Genomic DNA, 19,847 nt, shown 5'->3' on the forward strand with positions numbered 1-19,847 from the left:
TCATTATGTCGGACAGCAACGCCAGATCATCAGAACGGGAACAGCTGAACGTCAGGCTGGAGCAGGCAAACCGGCAGTTGCTCCAGTCTGAAAAGCTTGCCGCCATAGGCCAGCTGGCGGCGGGTGTGGCCCACGAGATCAATAACCCTGTGGGCTATGTCTATTCCAACCTGCAAAGCCTGGGCACCTACCTGGAAGATCTTTTCAGGTTGACCGATGCTGTGGACGCAGGGGCATCCCTGGAGGACCTTCGGGCGATAAAACATAATATAGATTACAGCTTCCTGAAAGATGATCTTAAGGATCTTCTCGCGGAGTCCCGGGAAGGAATCGAGCGGGTGAAAACCATCATTTCCGCAATGAAGGACTTCTCCCATATCGATGACGAAGAATTCAAACTGGCGGACCTGCACCGCGGTATTGAAACCACCCTGAATGTGGTCAACAACGAGCTGAAATACAAAGCGACTGTGATCAGGGAGTTCGGCGACCTGCCGGACGTGGAATGCATCAGTTCCCAGATCAACCAGGTCATCATGAACCTGCTGGTAAACGCCGCACACGCTATCGAGGACTTCGGCGAAATCGTCATTCGTACCCGTTGCGATGATGGTCAGGCCATCATTGAAATAGTGGACAATGGCAAGGGTATCGCGGAAGAAAACCTTAACCGTATTTTCGAGCCCTTCTTCACCACCAAACCCGTGGGCAAGGGCACCGGCCTGGGGCTGTCGCTGTCATTCAATATCGTCCAGAAACACAACGGCAGCATCACCGCGGAACACGCCTCTGGCGGCAAGGGCACCTGTTTCCGTATATCACTGCCACTGAAGCAACCAGAGGCCACAGCTGGCAACCAGCGGGGCTGAGCATGGCAGAGTCACTTCCTACCAATGCCAGCCTGCTTCTGGTGGATGACGAGGAAAATATCCTCCGCAGTCTGAAAAGGATCCTTCGCAAGGAGCCCTACGATATCCGCACAGCCACCTCCGGCGATGAGGCGCTGGCGCTGCTCAATGACCAGAAGTTCGACCTGGTGATTTCAGACGCCCGCATGCCGGGCATGGATGGTCCGACCCTGCTGTCCGAGATCAAGAAAAACTGGCCCTGGTGCATTCGCATACTGCTGACCGGTTACGCCGACATCAATTCCACCATAAAGGCGATCAATGATGGCCAGATTTACCGTTACATCAGCAAGCCGTGGGACGATGAAGAGCTGAAACTGGTCATTCGCCAGGCCCTGGCGTTCCAGTATTCGGAACGTCGCCGGCTGGCACTGGAGAAACTGACCCGCAAGCAGAACAAGGAATTACAGGCGCTCAATGCCAGCCTGGAAGAGAAGGTACAGGCCCGCACCGAGGAGCTGGAGGAAGCTGCGGGCATGCTGGAAGTGGCTTATCAGGAACTGAAGCACAGCTATGTCACCGCCACCGAAGTGTTCTCCACCCTGATCAACAAGCGGCTTCCGGCCAACCGCCAGCCCAATGCCAAGGTGATCGCGCTGGTAAAAGCCTACGCCGAATACCACCAGCTTGACGAAGATGTTTCGCGGAATCTGTATATGGCCGCCGCGCTCTACAATCTGGGCAAACTGAGCTGGCCCGACGAATTGTTCAAGGCACCGTCCGACCTGCTCTCGAAGGAACAACGCCTGGAGTACCTGAAATACCCGGTCAACAGTGAACAGCTGTTGATGGCCCTGGAGCCCCTGAAGGAAACCGCACGCATCATCCGCCACCACCAGGAAAAGTGGAATGGCTACGGCGTTCCCGAGAGGCTGGAAGGTGCCGAGATTCCCCTGGGCTCCCGCATCCTCAGGCTGGCGGTGGATTTTATCGAGTTACAGTACGGCCTGATCCTGGAACGCAGGGTCTCACGTGACAATGCCCTGAAACTGATCAAACGCTACCGGGACCGACTTTACGATCCGGAGATTGCGGACCGCTTTCTGGAGATGTGCATTGAGGTGGCGCCCGATGTGGAGCATGAAGACCCCGATATTATCGCTCTCGATACCCTGCGGCTGAAGGCTGGCATGGTGCTGGCCCGTAATCTGTACGCCGCCTCCGGAATGCTGTTGCTGAACGAAGGCAAGGAACTGACATCTCTTCTGATCGACAAACTGGTGGCGTTCGAGAAAGGCGAACCGGACGGTACCCGCTACACGGTGTATGTACACCGCCCGGCCGAGGAAGAAACGGAGAAAACATCATGATCAAAATTCAACTGGTGGACGACGAGCCCAATATTCTCAATGCTCTCAAGCGCCTGCTACGCCCCCATGGCTGGGAAATCCATGCCTATGACAACGTTGAATCAGCATTGAGTGGCTTACTGGAGCACGACTATGCCGTCATCATCTCGGACTACCAGATGCCCACGGCCGACGGTGTGACCTATCTGCAGTTTGCCAAACAGCGCCAACCCAATGCCATGCGTCTGGTACTGAGCGCCTATGGCGATCGCAACTCCATGATAAAGGCCATCAACCAGGCGGAAGTGTACCGTTACCTGTCCAAGCCCTGGGACGATTACGAGGTTGTGGCGGCCATCAAGTCCGCCATTGATATCTACGAGCTGAAGTCCGAAAACCAGCGCCTTCTGGACGAAGTCAATGCCCAGCGCCGGATGATCAAAGCCCGGGAGCAGGAACTGCTGCGCCTCGAGAAAGACAATCCGGGCATTACCCGGGTTCAGCGCGACGCCGACGGCTCCGTGCTGATTGGCGACCAGTGAAGAGGTTCTGATGGCGGATCATAGCCCTGAAGACAACAGGCTGGCCCTCAAAGTGGTGTTCTATGGCCCCGCCCTGAGTGGCAAGACCACCAATCTGATGCAGCTGCACTCCCTGCTGAACCCTCAGCGCAAGGGCGAACTGATGGTGCTGGAAACCCGCGACGACCGCACCCTGTTCTTCGACATGCTGCCCATCGGGCTGAAGGGGGATTCCGGGCTCGACCTGCGGCTCAAACTGTATACCGTGCCCGGTCAGGTCCAGCACGACAGCACCCGCAAGGCGGTGCTATCCCGCGCTGACGCCGTGGTTTTTGTGGCGGATTCCCAGACCAGTCAGCAGGACAATAACGCCACCGCGTTCGGGAACCTGGAAGAGAACCTGGAAAAAGTCGGACTGGATATCGACACCCTGCCCATGGCGGTCCAGTTCAACAAACGGGATCTTCCCGGAGTGGTAGACGAAGCCGAACTCCAGCAGCGCTGGGCCAATACGCCCTGGTCGCCCCTGCAAATGGCGGCAGCCCTTCACGGCAAAGGCGTTATAGAAACCTTCCGGGTACTGCTGGACCGGCTTTATACCGAAGTGGACAGGGAATTCGCACTGGAGACGGGCCATGGCATTGACCGCGACACCTTTATCCGGCAACTGAGCGCTGCCAGCGAGGAAATCCGTGCGTAACTTTGAAGACGACCCCACGCTTGAGGACCTGCTCACCGCTGACCAGCTCCAGCGCCTGAATCGCATGCTCAGCGCCCTTTGCCGTGAACCGGTCGAGATCGGCAGCGCCCGGGAAACCGATGCGGTAGCGCTGGAATTCAACCTGGAGACCGTGGGCTGGCTATCCGGCGGCAGTTCTGAACAGGAGCGTGTTGCCGCGGCGGACCTGGTCGCGTTTCTTATGATGTTTATCGCCAAGTACCGGCTTGCGGCCAACCTGCACCACGACACAACCGAGGCCAGTTACGCGGAGCTGCAGAAACAGAACGAGGCCTTGAGAGCGTCGGAAGCCCGTTACCGGGCGCTGTCCGACCAACTCCAGGACAAGGTGGACGAGCAGGTAGCCGTCATAAAACAGGCGCAGATGGATCTTTACGAGAGTGCCCGGTTGCGTTCAGTCGGGCAGCTGGCAGCCGGTGTGGCCCATGAGATCAATAATCCGATCGGGTTCATATCCAGCAATCTCAAAGTCGCCGGCGATTACGTCAACGACCTGCGGGAGCTGGTACCGGACACCGACCAGAACCGGGAACTGCTGAACGACTTCTCCGATCTGATCGGGGAGTCGTCCGACGGTACCCGCCGTATTGCCAGCATTGTCTCGGATCTGAAAACCTTCTCCAGCATTGATCAGGCCGACTACACCCTTTGTGACGTCAATGAACTGTTGTCCAGCGCCGTACACCTGCTCCAGACCGAATATGGTCACGACGTGGACATACTGGAGAAACCCGGCGAGCTGCCAAAGATTTCCGGCCACCCGTCCCGGCTGTCGCAAACGTTCTACAACCTGCTCGACAATGCGGCGCAGGCGCTCAAGTTGCGGGAAAGCGGGACTGAAAGGGGGCGAATTCTTGCGAAGACCACTGTTACCAGCGACGGCATTCAGGTGGTGATACAGGATAACGGCTGCGGTATTGCCGAAGACATTCGCGAACGGGTGTTCGATGCCTTTTTCACCAGCCGGCCGGTTGGGGCCGGCACCGGCCTGGGGCTGACCGTTGCCCAGGACACCATACGTGCTCACCGGGGCAGCATTCAGATCGACAGCAGGGAAGGCACAGGCACCCGTGTCACCCTTTTCCTGCCGGTCAGTTAAGGATTGATCATGGCTAAACGCTACGCATCACTGTTTTTCAACCAGGATCCGGATGACAAATCACCGCCGGTAACTGAACAGAAGAAAGCGCCTTATCGCCTTCTGCTGGTGGATGACGAGCCCAACATTCTGGCTTCCCTGCGCCGTGTCTTCCAGCGTGAGAACTACGAACTGCTGTTTGCCAGTAACGGCACTGAAGCCCTGCGCATCATGGAAAAGCAGCCGGTGGAACTGATCATGACCGATTTCATGATGCCCGGCATGAATGGCAGTCAATTACTCCGGGAAGTACGGGAACGCTGGCCGAACACCATCCGCATCATGCTCACCGGTCACGCCAATACCGATGCTGTCATGGGTTCCATCAAGGAAGGCGCGGTGTACCGTTTCATCCTCAAGCCCTGGAATGATGATGACATTCGTCTGACCATCGCCCTGGCCCTGGAACAGTACGAACTCATCCAGCGTACGCGGTCGCTGGAACAGCAGACCAAAAAACAGCACAAGGACCTGGAAACCATCAGCAAGCTGACGGCCACCAACCGCAGCCAGCTTGCCATCCTGCTCCACAAGAAAGGCTGGCTGAACCCCCAGCAGATACAGCAGTTGCACCGGGAAATGCAAAGCCATAAGACCCCCGTGGTCCGCCAGCTGCTCAAGCACGAATGGGTCGATTTCCGCAAGGTATTCGAAATGCTGCGGGACGACATGCTGTTTGAGGAAATCGATCTACGGGAATTCCAGCCTGACCCGGCCCTGATGTCACTGGTGCCCCAGAGAATCTGTACCCGCCAGCTGGTAATGCCGCTGCGAGTCCAGGGACAGCGACTGCGTCTGGCCATGGTGGACCCCATGGACGTGAATCTGATTGACGAACTGGGGTTCATGACCGGGTACACCATCCACCCGTTGCTGTGCGAAACCACCCAGATGCAGGCCAAGCTGACGGAAGTTTTCGGCGAAACCAGCGAACTGGACGACATTGCCACCAAGGTCGGCACCGATGATCCCTACGAGGGCATCGAGATCGTTCTGGACGAAGACAGTGACAAAGAGACCCTGGAGCAGTTACTGGGAAGCTCCGAGGAGCCGCCAGCCATCCGCCTGGTCAATGCCATCATCCTCGAAGCACTGCGCCTGGGTGCCAGCGACATCCACGTCCACCCCCGCACCAAGTCGCTGGTGGTGCGATACCGGATTGACGGTGTGCTGCAGGACAAGATCCATATCCCCACTAACCTGCTGATGTCGGTGGTGTCCCGCATCAAGGTGATGGCGGAACTGGACATTACCGAACGCCGCAAACCCCAGGACGGGCGCATTACCGTCAAGACACCGATGAAAATCGTCGACCTGCGGATTTCCACCCTGCCCACCATTAACGGTGAAAAGGTGGTCATGCGGGTACTGGAGCGGCAGTCCTCCGCACAATCCCTGGAAGACATGGGCCTGTCCGAACATAACCTCAAGCGGCTGCTGCACGTCGTCGCCAAGCCCCAGGGCATTATTCTTGCCACCGGCCCCACCGGCAGTGGCAAGACCACCACCCTGTATGCCCTGTTACAGCACAATGCGTCACCGGAACGCAATTACGTGACTATTGAGGACCCGGTGGAGTTCCACGTGGACATGGCCGGCCAGGTACCGGTAAAGGACCGTATCGGCCTGAGTTTTGCCAGTGTACTGCGAGCGATTCTACGGCAGGATCCGGACGTGATCCTGCTGGGTGAAATCCGGGATGAGGAAACCGCCGATGTCGCCTTCCATGCCGCGATGACCGGCCACCTCGTTTACTCCACCCTGCACACCAGTTCCGCCGCGGCTACCGTGGCGCGACTGCTGGACCTCAACCTGAAGCCATTCGTGCTGGCGTCGACCCTCGAGGCCATCATTGCACAGCGTCTGGTACGGCGAATCTGCCGCCACTGCTGCGAAGAGACGGACGCCCCTAAGGAAATACTGGAACAGCTGGGTCCCCAGTTCATGACCCCGGACCTCACCTTTTACCGGGGCCGGGGTTGTGAAAAGTGCCACAAGGGCTATAAAGGCCGGGTCGCTATCCACGAAGTGCTGACCATGAACCAGCAATTACGGATTGCCATCACCGAAGGCGCCAGCGCCATGCAGATCGAAACTATCGCCCGGGAACAGGGCATGCGGGTGCTCCTGGACGACGCCCTGGAGAAGCTCCGGGAAGGCCGGACCACCGCTGATGAAATCCTCAGGCTGCTGGGGCCGCAGGTGTTGAACGAATGAAGGGCGAACGCAACCCGGTTATCGGGCGATTCTGCCTTGTGCTGGCCCTGGCCATCGCCCTCATAGCCATCGGGTTGGTGATCTTCATCGATCATTTCTCCCTGGGCGGTCCTTCCGATGGGCGGATTTCGCTGTCACCCGGCGGCGGGCTGGCCTCCGTGTTGATCGGCGCGTCCTTTCTGGCGCTGGTATTTCACCGCAAACCAGCGGCCACTGTGCTGGCCTGCCTTACCAGTCTCATCGCCCTCGGTCAGGTTGCCTTGCCGCGTCTTACCGCAGCAGAATCACTGGAAGTCCTGGCCATCAATATACCTCTGCTTCTGGTTGTCCTGCTCACTGAGCTGGCCCTGTTGGCGGCACTCTACCTTCGTAAAGGAAAGCGGGCGGGACTGGTATGCGGCCTGGTGGTCGTGATGCTCGGCGCGCTTTCATTCTTTTCCTACTGGTATCCGCAACTGCGGGCTTTCAGCCTTGGCACGATTGCGGAATCCACCATTATTGTCAGCCCACTGGCGATGCTGGTGGGCATGGCTTTGCCAATTCTTCACACCATTCATCGCCGTGAGCTACCGGACTTTTCCACAAGACTGATACTGCTCGGCGTTTTCAGCATAGCACTGACCACCATCACCTGGCATGCCCTGCGCGTCCAGAACAGCAACAGCCTGCAGGCACGTGCGCAGATTCTGGCCGAGCAGTTCAGGGCGTCCAGTACAGCGACCTTCAATGACGACCTTGCAATGATTCGCCGGCTCGCAGACCGCCAGCAACTGCTGACGGGTATGCCGGCGCAGGGAGAATGGCAACAAGAGGTAAAGAGTTACCTGAACGACTTCCGCGAAATCCGGCTTATTGGCATCCTGGACCCGAACCGGCAACCGCTCGGGGTTCACTCCCGAGGGGGGCAATATCAACGCTGGCTCGACAGTTTTCTGCAAACACCGGACAACCAGAAATGGCTGGATCACCTAACCAGCACCAACCGCCCTCATCTCAGCCCGCCCGGGCCGGATGAGAATGGCGATCTATACGCCCTGATCGCATCTCCGGTCAGCGCCGTTGTCGGAGAGCCCTGGATCATCCTTGCCGTTATTGATCTGGAAGACGCCTATAGCAGTCTTCTCCAGTACTACGATGGCGACCTGAGCCTGGGGGTCTATTACGGCAACACTCCGATTTTCGACCTTTCCCCGGACACACCCCGGGGAGCGAGGATTCCGCTGGCAACCCGCCACACGAACACCCACCATGACAGCCAGTGGCGGATTGAAGTTTACGCCCGGGAAGGCGGGCTCCCCGCCACGGTGCTTTATCTCCCCCCCCTGGTCCTGTTTGCCGGCCTGACACTCAGTTTTCTGATGATGCTCAGTCACCTGTTCTGGCGGGAATCAGAGCGACGCTCACGCAGTCTGCAGAAACTCAACCAGACCATGAATGCGCACCTGTCGCGGGAGCGTTCCCTCCGGCATACAAATGAGCGCATCATGGAGTTTTCCTGGGACATCCTGTGTTCAATTGACGCAAAAGGACGGTTCATCTCCATCAACCCCGCTGCGGAAAATGTCCTGGGCTACCGGCCGGATGAGCTGATCGGTAAGCCCTACCAAGTTCTGATTCCCAACGTGGACCAGGATGCAACAGCAGAAGAGTTACGCAGACTCGTCGCTGGCTACCGCCGGTTCAGTGACGGCTTTCGCAACCACCTTCTTCATCGGGACGGCCATATTGTAACTATGCTGTGGACAGCAGAGTGGTCAGAGGAAGACCAGGCATTGTTCTGCGTGGGTCGCGACATGACCAACCAGTTGGTGGCAGAAACACTGATGCGGGAGCGGGAACAGTTCTTCTCGCTATCACCAGATATGTTCTGCATTGTAGACCTGAACAACCACTTCTTTGAACTCAACAACGCCTTTGTGGACGTACTTGGTTACGAGCGCGATGAGCTGCTGGGCGCTTCCTACATGCAATTGATTCACAAGGATGATCAGGCGAGGGTCGAAGAGGCTGTTGCTTCGCTGATAGCCGGAACAACAATCAGGGACCTTCAGATCAGAATCAGGAACAAGAACAATTCTGAACGTTGGCTTGAACTCAGCGCCACCCTCAGCTCAGACGAGCTGATCTACGTAGCGGCCCGTGACACCACTGAAATACGCCACACCCAGGAAAAGCTCCGGGAAAGTGAGACGTTGCTGAAAATTGCCGAAAAGGCCGCCCGTATCGGTGGCTGGGTGCTGGATATAGCCAGCGGGGAAACCCGCTGGTCTCATGCCATGTTCGACATCTTCGAGATGCCGGTTGGTGAGGTTCCAGATCTTGATAAGGCGCTCACCTTTTATACCCCCGACAGCCGGAAAATCATCACCGACGCCGTCAATATGTGTATGCACAAAGGCATCCCCTTCGACGAGGAAGTACAGATCCGAACCCACCTTGGCCGCTTGCGATGGGTTCGGGTGATCGGCCAGGCTGTCAAGGATGAGGACAACCGGATCGTTCAGGTACAGGGCGGCCTCCAGGACATCACCGCTTCCCATCAGGCCATGGAGCAGATCCGGCGGTTTGCGGATCGTCAGGCAAAGATCTTCGAGAGCATTACTGACGCCTTCTTTACCCTCGACCGCGAATGGCGCTTCACCTACGTCAACCGGCGATCCGAAGAGTTGCTGAGGAAAAACCGCGATGTACTGCTCGGCAACACTCTCTGGGAGATGTTCCCGGCCGCAAAGGAGAGCGAGTTCGAGCAACAGTACCGCCACGCCATGACAACCGGTGAGTCCGTTGCCTTCGAAGCCTATTACGCGCCCCTGGACAACTGGCTGGAAGTCAGCGCCTACCCATCGGACGAGGGTCTGGCTGTCTACTACCGCAGCATAAACGCACGGAAGCAGGCCCAGCAGAAACTTGAGCAGACCATGGCAGAGTTGGAGCGCAGCAACCGCGAACTGCAGGACTTTGCCTTTGTGGCCTCCCACGACCTCCAGGAACCCCTGCGCAAGATCCAGGCTTTCTCGGACCGTCTACTGACACGGCCAGACAGGTTTGATGAGCGTGAGCAGGATTACCTGCAGCGGATGCAGTCGGCCGCCAGGCGCATGCAGTCCCTGATCCAGGATCTGCTGGCCTATTCGCGGGTGACAACCAAGGCACAGCCATTGACCATCTGCAACGCCAGTCGCATTCTTGACGAGGTACTGCAGGACATGGAAACGGCCATTTCCCGCGAAAACGCGGTAATTGATGTCCAGCCTTTACCTGCCATTACCGGTGACGCCACCCAGGTTCGCCAGGTGCTCCAGAACCTGCTTTGCAATGCCATCAAGTTCCATAAGCCGGACCAACGTCCCAGAGTCATGGTATACCCTGAATACAGCGCAGAAGACCATTGGACACTGGTTGTCAGTGACAACGGCGTGGGGTTTGACAAACGCTACGCGGAAAAGCTTTTTCAACCCTTCCAGCGTCTGCACAAACAGACTTTTCCTGGAACCGGAATCGGCCTTGCCATCGTCAAGAAGATACTGGACCGTCACAATGCCACGGTAACGGTTGAGAGCGAAGTCGATGAGGGAACGACTTTCCGGATTCACTTTCCAACTATCGATGAACAGAAACGACGCCGCAATGACTGAACCGAAACCACCGCCGATCATTCTTATTGCTGATGATGATCCGGATGACCGACTGATGATGAGAGACGCCTTTGCGGAGCGATGCCGTGACTGTCGGATGTGTTTTGCTCACGACGGCGCGGAACTGATGAGCATCCTGAACGGCAAGGAGCCGCTTCTGGAGGACATTGAGAGCCCCTGCGTCTATCCGGATGTGATCCTGCTGGATCTCAATATGCCGCTGAAAGACGGGCGGGAGGCGCTACGGGAAATCAAGTCCAGCCCGCGCCTGCGCACAATCCCGACAATTGTCATGACAACCTCGGCCGATGAGGATGACATCCGCTACTGTTACCAGGCCGGCGCCAACTCCTACATTGTAAAGCCATCCACTTACTCAGAGCTGCTGGACGTGGTTTCGTCGCTGACAAACTACTGGGCAACGACGGTAACCTTGCCAGGAAGACCGGAACGCCATGACCGAGAATGACCCCTTACTGCACATTCTGCTGATCGAAGATGATGAAGACGACTATCTGATTACCCGCGACCTGCTGCACGACAGCAGCCCGGTCAGCACCAGGCTGGATTGGGTGGATTCCTATCAGGAGGGCATTACCTCCCTTGAGACGGGCAGGTACGCGGTAGCACTGGTGGATCTGAGCCTGGGCCCGGATTCAGGCATCGACCTGATCCAGGAGGCCCGGGAGCGTCGCATTACCACGCCGTTTATTCTGTTGACCGGCCAGGGAGACGAAGAACTGGATGCCCGTGCCGTGGAGCTGGGAGCAGCGGACTATCTGGTCAAAGGCGCTGTCGACGGCCACACCCTGATCCGCAGCATCCGTTACGCCATTGACCGTGCCATGGCAACAGAAAGCCTGGCAAACAGTGAAGCTCACTACCGGCTGCTGTTTGAGAGCAACCCGGCCCCCATGTGCCTGATGGCTCCGGATTCTCTGGTCCTGGTATCCATGAATGAGGCCGCCCGGTCACTCTATGGGTATGGAGAAGATAACATCGAGGGACTGAGCCTGAAGGATCTTCGCGTGCCCGGCCATGAGCCGGTCCGGCTATCCTCCGAAGGAATACTGCTGCGCGAAGGCGGGGTCCTGGAAAGACACTGGCGTAGCGACGGTCACGAGATGATTGTGGAGATGATGAGCAACAGCATGACCATCAACCACCGGCCATTGCAGGTACTGATGCTGACGGACATCACCTCCCAGGTGGAAAACAGCCGTCAGCTTCGGCTCTTCAAGCGCAGCATCGAATCAAGCTCCAACGGGATTCTCATTGCCGATGCCCAACAGGACGATTTGCCCACGATTTATGTTAACCGGGCCTTCGAGAAGATCACGGGGTTCAGTGCCGAGGAAGCAATTGGCAGAAACTGTCGCTTTCTTCAGGGTAACGACTTTGACCTGAGCAATGAGCAGGGGCTTTCAGAGATTCGGCGAGCACTGAAAAAGAAAACAGAGGTTTCAACGGTACTGAGGAACTATCGTAAAGACGGCACACCGTTCTGGAACGATCTGTACATCTCACCCATATTCGATGAAGGCGGTGAGATTACTCACTATATTGGTGTTCAGAATGATATTTCCGATCGCAAATCTGCGGAGCACGAGCTGGCATTCAACGTCAGCCACGACGTCCTCACGGGACTACCAAACCGCAACCTGCTGGAAGACCGGCTGAGCCAGGCCTGCCAGTTATCACAGCGTTATAGCCGGACCGTGGCCCTGCTGTTTATTGACCTGGATGGTTTCAAGCTGATCAACGATTCCCTGGGCCACCGCCTTGGGGATCAGCTTCTGATCGAAGTGGGCAGACGCCTGAAAGCGCTGGTAAGGTCCGGTGATACCGTTGCACGGATCAGCGGGGACGAGTTCATCGTATTGCTGCCGGACCTTGCCCAGGCGGAGGACGCCATACTTGTGGTAGAAAACGTCATCCATGAAATTGCCAGGCCCTATCACCTGGATCACAAAACCATCCATCTCACTGCGAGCGTGGGGATATCCACCACCGACGGCAGTATCGAAAAACCCATGGCGCTGCTGCAACAGTCAGACCTGGCGATGTACCGCGCCAAGCAGCAGGGACGCAGCACTTACCAATGGTACTCCCAGGAATTCAACGAGGAAGCCAGCTATCGCGTTGCCCTGCGAAATGATCTGCAGGATGCCATCGACCAGGAACAGCTTTCAGTCTATTACCAGCCGCTGGTTGATGCCCGCACCGGAAAGACACGAAACATTGAGGCGCTGGTTCGCTGGCAACATCCCACCCGGGGGCTGATTTCCCCCGGCGATTTCATACCGCTGGCGGAAGACACCGGACAGATCATCGCGCTGGGGGAATGGGTTCTGCGACAGGCCTGTCGCGACATGGTCCATCTCCATTCCCGTGGCTTCCGGTATTGTTCGGTCTCGGTCAACGTGTCGCCGGTCCAACTGCGTAAAGAGGGCTTTATTCACACGGTTACCGATGCGCTCAAGGCGTCCGGTCTGCGGCCGGAAAGTCTGGAACTGGAGGTGGTGGAGTCTGCCGTACTTCTGGATACCGATCTGGTGATCAACACCCTCCACGCCATCCGCGAACTCGGTGTTCACATTGCCATTGATGATTTCGGAACCGGTTTTTCCAGCCTGAGCTACATCAAACTGCTGCCGGCCAACAAGATCAAGATTGACCACTCGTTTATCAAGGATGTCATCGAGAACCGCAGTGACGCCGCCATCACCCAGGGTGTTATCTCCATGGCCCATCACCTGGGCCTTGAAGTGGTTGCCGAAGGCGTTGAAACCGAGGCTCACGCCACCTACCTGCGCAAGAACCAGTGCGACCTGCTCCAGGGCTTCGCCTTCGCCCGCCCCATGCCGTTTGACGACCTGCTGACATTCCTCAATAACCAGGTATCCGCCAACACTCCGCAAGCGGGGTCCAATGAGGAGCAAGAGCAAGGGCGTACGCTGCTGCTTCTGGATGATGAGGAGAATATTCTGCGGGCTCTGACCAGAGTACTGCGGCGTGACGGTTATCGCATACTGGCCACAACCAGCGTCAAAGAGGCATTCAGTCTGCTGGCCTCAAATCAGGTACAGGTGATTGTGTCTGACCAGAGAATGCCGGAAATGTCCGGCACGGATTTTCTCAGTGAGGTTAAAGCCATCCACCCGGGCACGGTCCGCATTGTACTCTCCGGCTATACCGACCTGAAGTCAGTGACCGACGCCATCAATGAGGGAGCCATCTACAAGTTCCTGACCAAGCCCTGGGATGACCAGCAGATACGGGAACATATCCAGCAGGCGTTCCTGTATCACAGGGCCACCGTCGGCTGACCGGGTTCTGGAATCCTGGCTGGTCCTTTCTGGAGTTGAACATGGTTTCAGGGTTAGACTTAAGCATTATTATAATAAACATCAGGAACCTACAGAGTGCAGAATCTTGTCCGTATCGCACCCGGCGCCTTGACCATCGGAAAGCCCTTACCCTGGACCGTCTATGATGCCGATGGCAATGTGCTTTTGCGTCAGGGATATGTCATACACAACAATACCCAGCTGGAACAGTTATTCGAGCGTGGCCGGTTCAAACCACGCAAGATTGAACGCCCCCAGGAGGAAGTGCACGAGGACATTCGCGTGCGCAATCCGTTCTCAGAATACCCGGCTTTGCTGCAGACACTGGAATCGACCATCACTGCCATTACCGAACGGGATGAGAGTGCACTGAAGCGGGTGCTGGGCCTGTCGCGGATCATCGACCAGATGTGCCAGGAGGCCCCGGAAGCAAGCCTGGCACTGGTGCACCTGTATTCCATCGAACCCACCATCCATGAGCAGATTCTGTTCTATGCCGTGCTCTGCCAGTTCACCGCACGACGGTTCGGTCTTGATGACAAGCGCACTGCCGTGCTGATCAGTGCTGCGCTGACTGCCAACCTGGCGCTGGTGCCGGTGGCCGACAAACTGAACGCCTCAAACCGGGTGCTGACTGATGAACAGCGTGCGGTCATTCGCAAACACCCTGAGCGCAGCATCCAGGCACTGAAAGAAGCCGACATCACCAGCCCGCTATTGCTGAAAATCATTGCCCAGCATCACGAGCAGGCGGACGGTTCGGGTTATCCAAAAGGACTCAGTGGCACCGATATCCGGGGCGAGGCAGAGATCCTCGCACTGGCGGAACGCTATGTCGCGATGATTACACGCCGCGCCTATCGTGACCGGATGAACGTTGTGGAGGCCCGCAAACTGATCACTTCACTGGCCGACGGCAAGTATCGGCCGGCGATTCCCCGCTCCCTGCTGTCCGTGCTTACCGATTATCCACCGGGAACGCTGGTAAGGCTTGCCAACAACGAGGTAGCCGTGGTTGTAAGGCGGCCCCACCGGCACCGGGGGCCTTTTGCCAAAGCGATCATCGGTCCGCGGGGAAATCGCTACAGTGGCTCGTTCGAGCGGGACTGCAGCCTGCTGGAGTTCAACATCAGGGATGTGGAACAGCCCGAAGTGATGCCCTCCATGGACTTCGGGCTGCTCTGGGGATTTCGCTAGACCCGGCCCCTATCTCAGGCCGAGGGCTTCCGCATGATGTTCCAGATGATCGTCGATAAACGACGCAATGAAGAAATAGCTGTGATCGTATCCGCGATGCATCCGCAAGTTGATATGGTGATGCACTTTCTCGCAGGCGTCAGCCAGCGCATCCGGATTAAGCTGGCTATCGAGAAACTCGTCTGCGGTGCCCTGATCCACCAGCAGCGGTAGCCGCTCCCTGGCAGTAGGGATCAGCAGGGTGGCATCCCACTCCTCCCATGCTCTGGGGTCATCGCCCAGATACCCGCTGAAGGCTTTCTGGCCCCAGGGGCATTCGCTGGGATTGGCAATGGGGGCAAACGCAGACACCGACTTGTACCGTCCCGGATTTTTCAGTGCCGCAATCAAGGCGCCGTGGCCACCCATGGAATGACCGCTGATGCCACGATCTTCCGTTACTGGCAGATGTCCCTCCACCAGCTGGGGCAACTCTTTGACCACATAATCGTACATACGGTAGTGGGGCGCCCAGGGCTGCTGCGTGGCGTTGACATAGAACCCCGCGCCACTGCCGAAATCATAACTGTCGTCTTCCCCGGGTAGGTTCAGGCCACGGGGACTGGTATCCGGGCATACAATGGCCATACCAAGCTGTGCCGCCTTCTTCTGCGCACCGGCTTTCTGCATGAAATTCTGGTCTGTACAGGTCAGGCCCGACAGCCAGTAGAGTACCGGCACCGGTCGCGGACTGCTGCCCAGAGCGGCAGGGGGCAGGTAGACCGCAAACTCCATACCGCATTCCAGTGTCGCCGAATGGTGCCGGTAGCGACGGTGTTCACCGTCAAAACAGACGTTTGTGGAGAGCAATTCCATGGTCACCTCTGGGTCCAGGATATTTCACAGTCCGCAGACTATGCGTATTTCGGAACGTCTATGCCGTAACCAGCTTTTGCCAGCGCTGCAAGAATGGCGGTCCGGGTGACAATGCCAATCAGGCGATCGTGATCAACCACCGGATAGACCTTGGGTTTACCGGCGCCCAGGTTCTGGGCCAGATCCACCACGGCCATTTCCGCCGAAATGGTTACCGGGTTGCGGAACATCACGTCATCTACCGTCGGATCGCCCTCGCGATGGTAGTTACTCACCAGCAGAGCATGAATACAGTCCTGTTCTGAAATGAAACCTATGACTTTGCGGTGATCATCCACCACCGGCAAGCCTGTGACATGGTTGTGGAGCAGCGTTTTAACCACTTTGGTTAAAGGCGTGCCACAACGAACAGGCTCAATGTGGTTCCACATGACATCAGATACTTTCAATGATCGCATTGGCAGGCTCCCTGACCAGTAACTTTCCGGATACGTTCCTCTATAAACATAGGCAATGGGGGCGAAAACTGGAAGTATAAACCCCACAACTGCGACCTGAATCGGTTCAGGACAAAACTGTCACTTATCCATGCGCAGCGTCTTCGCCATTGTTTCAAAGCCAATCGCAGCGAAATGAGGTAACAGAGGTTCAGGCAGGTCATGCCCCATACCCTGGATCATTTCGATACGGGCGTGGGGCATCAGGTAACCCAACTGTTCTGCAGCTACCGGCCGCACCAGCGGATCGTCCTTGCCATGGATCACCGATACCGGCACCCGGATGCGACGTGTCGCCGAAGACAGACTGCCTGTGGCGAGAATGGCACGGGTCTGCCGCAGGATACCCGCAGGGTGATAGCTGCGGCGATAATCCCGCACGACCCGGTCCTTCACTGCCTGCTCGCCGGGCGGAAAACCAGGGCTCTGGATGGCCTTCCAGAAGTCCAGGGAACGGGCCACCACCGAGGCCTCGTCATGGCCCCTGGCGCCAATGCCCGCAAGGCGCCATATCAGCCTCGTTTCGGGCATCGGCAAACGCGGGCTGTTGGTGGACGTCATGATCAGGGTAGCGGAGCGTACCCGTTCCGGGTGGTTCGCGGCCACCAGCTGGCTGATCATGCCACCCATGGAAACACCCACCAGGTGAGCACTGGCAAGACCCAGCGCATCCATCAAGTGACACACATCACCAGCCATGTCATGGAGAGTATAGGGGGCGGCGATCGGCAGCCCCATCCGGTGCCTTGCCATTACCGCAACAGGATGCCCCTCAAGCCGATCCTTCAAATGGGAAGACAGGCCAATATCCCGGTTATCAAACCGGATCACCCGAAAGCCTTCATCGGCGTAGTGATCCAGCAGGGCCTCAGGCCAGAGTGTCATCTGCGCCCCCAGCCCCATGACGAAAATCACCGGTTCGCCATCAGGATCACCACGGGTTTCCACGCAGAGAGACAGATTACCGGCCTGTACATGAAAGCTTTCGGGCATGAATGAGACTCCTGATAAACCAGGCTACAGCTTAACCTGATAGACAACGGATCCAACAGCTTTACAGACCAACATTCCCCGAGAACAGGCAATTCTTGTCGATTAATATTTACAGATGAAAATAAGTGTATAAACTCAATAGGTTATACGCTTCACTCAAGCGAAACATCTTCCGTCCATTGTCACAGCGGGCGAGTCCAAACCATGGCAGAAACACAGGGAGATTCCCATGGAAGCCTTTGAGTCTTTTGTAAGCAGCATCAACGCACTGGTATGGGGTCCGCCCATGCTGGTGATGATTCTCGGGGTCGGGCTGTTTCTCAGTATTGGCCTCAAACTGATGCCGGTACTGAAACTCCGGGCCGGTTTCCGGCTGATGTGGAAAGGTCGCACCGGTGCTGAATCAGAAGGTGAGATACCACCGTTTCAGGCACTGATGACCGCCCTGTCCGCCACGGTCGGCACCGGCAATATCGCCGGCGTCGCCACGGCGGTGTTTCTGGGTGGGCCCGGCGCCCTGTTCTGGATGTGGCTGACTGCCCTCGTGGGCATGGCAACCAAGTACTCTGAAGCAGTACTGGCAGTGCGCTTCCGTGAAGTGGATGAGCGCGGGGCCTATGTGGGTGGCCCGATGTATTACATCCGTAACGGTCTGGGCAAGAAATGGGCATGGCTGGGTGTGCTATTTGCCATATTTGCAGCAGTGGCAGCTTTCGGCATAGGCAACACCGTACAGGCCAACTCTGTGGCCGACGTCCTGAATACCAACTTCAACCTGCCACACTGGATAACAGGCCTCATCCTGATGACACTGGTTGGCCTGGTGCTGGTTGGCGGCATCAAGCGCATCGGACAGGTTGCAAGCGCACTAGTGCCCTTTATGGCAATCGCCTATGTGCTGGTTGGCCTGGTGGTGCTGGCCATTAATGCCAACCAGCTTCCGAGCGCCATCGCCATGGTATTCACCCATGCCTTCAGCCCGGTGGCTGCCGAGGGTGGCTTCGCAGGAGCCGCTGTGTGGGCCGCCATTCGCTTCGGTGTGGCCCGGGGTATTTTCTCCAACGAGGCCGGCCTGGGCTCGGCCCCCATTGCCCATGCCGCCGCGCAGACAAAAAACCCGATCAATCAGGGCATGGTCGCCATGCTGGGCACCTTTATCGACACCATCATCGTGTGCAGCATCACCGGCCTTGTCATCATCAGTTCCGGGGCCTGGACCTCCGGCGAGACCGGCGCTGCCCTGACGTCGCTGGCCTTCGAGACCGGGCTGCCGGGGTTCGGCAACTATGTTGTCGCCATTTCCCTGGCAATTTTTGCCTTTACCACCATCATCGGCTGGTCCTTCTATGGTGAACGGTGTATCGAGTTCCTGTTCGGTGTGAAGGCCATCGTGCCCTACCGTGTTGTCTGGGTCCTGGCGATTCCGGTGGGCGCCACCATCAACCTGGGGCTGATCTGGCTGATCGCCGACACGCTCAATGCCATGATGGCCCTGCCCAACCTTGTGGCCCTGCTGTTACTCAGCCCCGTAGTCTTCAAGCTTACGCGGGAACATTTCGAGAAAGAGCGCTCCCTGGGGGTCAATCATTAATTCGTTGGTGGCGGATGAGGCAAATCAACGCCCCTTGGTTTTTCTCTCACTCGCCACCACAATTTATCGTATAGACTGAACTATTATGCCGGCATTTGTTTGGGCCGGGCTTTTGTATTACCACAGGAGGAGACACCATGAGTTTACGTCTGGGAGATACCGCACCGGATTTTGAGCAGGATTCCAGTGAAGGCAAGATTCACTTCTACGACTGGCTGGGCGATAGCTGGGGCGTACTGTTTTCACATCCGGCCGACTTCACCCCCGTGTGCACCACCGAACTGGGGCTGACGGCCAAACTGAAGAACGAATTCGCCAAGCGTAACGTCAAGGCAATCGCCCTGAGTGTCGACCCTGTGGATTCCCACAAGGAGTGGATCAAGGACATCAACGAAACCCAGGGTTGTGCGGTAAACTTCCCGATCATTGCTGATCACGACCGTAAAGTGTCTGATCTCTACGATATGATCCACCCCAACGCCAATGACACCCTGACGGTTCGCTCGCTGTTCGTAATCGATCCGAACAAAAAGGTCCGCCTGATCATTACCTATCCGGCAAGCACCGGCCGCAACTTCAACGAAGTTCTCAGGGTAATCGACTCACTGCAGATGACCGACGAGCATAAGGTGGCCACCCCGGGTAACTGGGAAGCCGGCGGCGACGTAGTCATTGTGCCGTCGCTGCAGGACGAAGACGAGATCAGGGAACGCTTCCCCCAAGGCCACAAAGTGGTGAAGTCCTACCTGCGGATGACGCCGGATCCACGCTCCAACTGGAGCGGCGAATAGCCACCGGATCGGAAACAGCGATCCGCTGATACAGAAAAGCCGGGCATATGGAGGCTGTGTAAAAACTCAATTTACACTCTCTCCAGGCGAGCGAGCAAAATGCCTCGGACATTGTCCGGGGCATTT

General features: G+C 57.2%; 15 protein-coding genes. 12 read left to right on the forward strand and 3 right to left on the reverse strand.

Features of this window, described 5'->3' with window-relative positions; translation table 11 throughout:
- Positions 1-5 precede the first annotated feature (5 nt).
- The 10 genes from QPM17_RS12540 (at position 6) to QPM17_RS12585 (ending at position 14,994) form a co-directional block, all read left to right on the forward strand.
- Complete coding sequence (locus tag QPM17_RS12540) at positions 6-869, forward strand: sensor histidine kinase (RefSeq protein ID WP_285391102.1); 864 nt, start codon at positions 6-8, stop codon at positions 867-869.
- A 2-nt stretch (positions 870-871) separates the two neighbouring features.
- A complete protein-coding gene (gene nosR / locus QPM17_RS12545) occupies positions 872-2,218 on the forward strand; it encodes a response regulator c-di-GMP phosphodiesterase, NosR family (protein ID WP_285391103.1) in 1,347 nt (448 codons plus the stop codon).
- Entirely contained in the window at positions 2,215-2,739 is a 525-nt protein-coding gene (locus QPM17_RS12550) for a response regulator (RefSeq protein WP_285391104.1), read from the forward strand. The genes nosR and QPM17_RS12550 overlap by 4 nt, the downstream gene beginning before the upstream one ends.
- A gap of 10 nt (positions 2,740-2,749) precedes the next feature.
- The gene (locus tag QPM17_RS12555; protein WP_285391105.1) at positions 2,750-3,418 is read left to right on the forward strand and encodes a GTP-binding protein; all 669 of its coding nucleotides are present in this window, start codon (positions 2,750-2,752) and stop codon (positions 3,416-3,418) included.
- Complete coding sequence (locus QPM17_RS12560; RefSeq protein ID WP_285391106.1) at positions 3,411-4,556, forward strand: sensor histidine kinase; 1,146 nt, start codon at positions 3,411-3,413, stop codon at positions 4,554-4,556. Before QPM17_RS12555 ends, QPM17_RS12560 begins: the two co-directional genes overlap by 8 nt.
- A 9-nt stretch (positions 4,557-4,565) precedes the next feature.
- Positions 4,566-6,812 (forward strand): ATPase, T2SS/T4P/T4SS family, encoded by a 2,247-nt coding sequence (locus tag QPM17_RS12565; protein ID WP_285391107.1) that lies wholly within the window; start codon positions 4,566-4,568, stop codon positions 6,810-6,812.
- Positions 6,809-10,447, forward strand: a complete 3,639-nt coding sequence (locus tag QPM17_RS12570; protein WP_285391108.1) for a PAS domain S-box protein — start codon at positions 6,809-6,811, stop codon at positions 10,445-10,447. The genes QPM17_RS12565 and QPM17_RS12570 overlap by 4 nt, the downstream gene beginning before the upstream one ends.
- On the forward strand, positions 10,440-10,916 hold the full coding sequence (locus QPM17_RS12575) for a response regulator (RefSeq protein ID WP_285391109.1): 477 nt from the start codon (positions 10,440-10,442) through the stop codon (positions 10,914-10,916). Before QPM17_RS12570 ends, QPM17_RS12575 begins: the two co-directional genes overlap by 8 nt.
- Positions 10,903-13,776, forward strand: coding sequence for an EAL domain-containing protein (locus tag QPM17_RS12580; RefSeq protein ID WP_285391110.1), 2,874 nt, complete (start codon positions 10,903-10,905; stop codon positions 13,774-13,776). The genes QPM17_RS12575 and QPM17_RS12580 overlap by 14 nt, the downstream gene beginning before the upstream one ends.
- A gap of 96 nt (positions 13,777-13,872) precedes the next feature.
- Positions 13,873-14,994 (forward strand): HD-GYP domain-containing protein, encoded by a 1,122-nt coding sequence (locus QPM17_RS12585; RefSeq protein WP_285391111.1) that lies wholly within the window; start codon positions 13,873-13,875, stop codon positions 14,992-14,994.
- Between the two features lie 9 nt (positions 14,995-15,003).
- On the opposite strand, the gene fghA is transcribed toward QPM17_RS12585, so the two are convergent.
- The 3 genes from fghA to QPM17_RS12600 all read right to left on the reverse strand — a co-directional run bounded on the left by fghA (position 15,004) and on the right by QPM17_RS12600 (position 17,339).
- Positions 15,004-15,849 (reverse strand): S-formylglutathione hydrolase, encoded by an 846-nt coding sequence (gene fghA, locus QPM17_RS12590; RefSeq protein WP_285391112.1) that lies wholly within the window; start codon positions 15,847-15,849, stop codon positions 15,004-15,006.
- Positions 15,850-15,887: 38 nt separating this feature from the next.
- Entirely contained in the window at positions 15,888-16,307 is a 420-nt protein-coding gene (locus tag QPM17_RS12595; protein WP_285391113.1) for a CBS domain-containing protein, read from the reverse strand.
- A gap of 120 nt (positions 16,308-16,427) precedes the next feature.
- Positions 16,428-17,339 (reverse strand): alpha/beta fold hydrolase, encoded by a 912-nt coding sequence (locus QPM17_RS12600; protein WP_285391115.1) that lies wholly within the window; start codon positions 17,337-17,339, stop codon positions 16,428-16,430.
- Positions 17,340-17,568: 229 nt separating this feature from the next.
- Here QPM17_RS12600 and QPM17_RS12605 point away from each other — a divergent pair, with 229 nt between their 5' ends.
- On the forward strand, positions 17,569-18,930 hold the full coding sequence (locus QPM17_RS12605) for an alanine/glycine:cation symporter family protein (RefSeq protein WP_285391116.1): 1,362 nt from the start codon (positions 17,569-17,571) through the stop codon (positions 18,928-18,930).
- Between the two features lie 137 nt (positions 18,931-19,067).
- Positions 19,068-19,721: a peroxiredoxin gene (locus tag QPM17_RS12610; RefSeq protein ID WP_285391117.1), complete on the forward strand. Its 654-nt coding sequence runs from the start codon at positions 19,068-19,070 to the stop codon at positions 19,719-19,721.
- Positions 19,722-19,847 lie beyond the last annotated feature (126 nt).

The organism is Marinobacter azerbaijanicus, assembly GCF_030250645.1.
Classification (GTDB): domain Bacteria; phylum Pseudomonadota; class Gammaproteobacteria; order Pseudomonadales; family Oleiphilaceae; genus Marinobacter; species Marinobacter azerbaijanicus.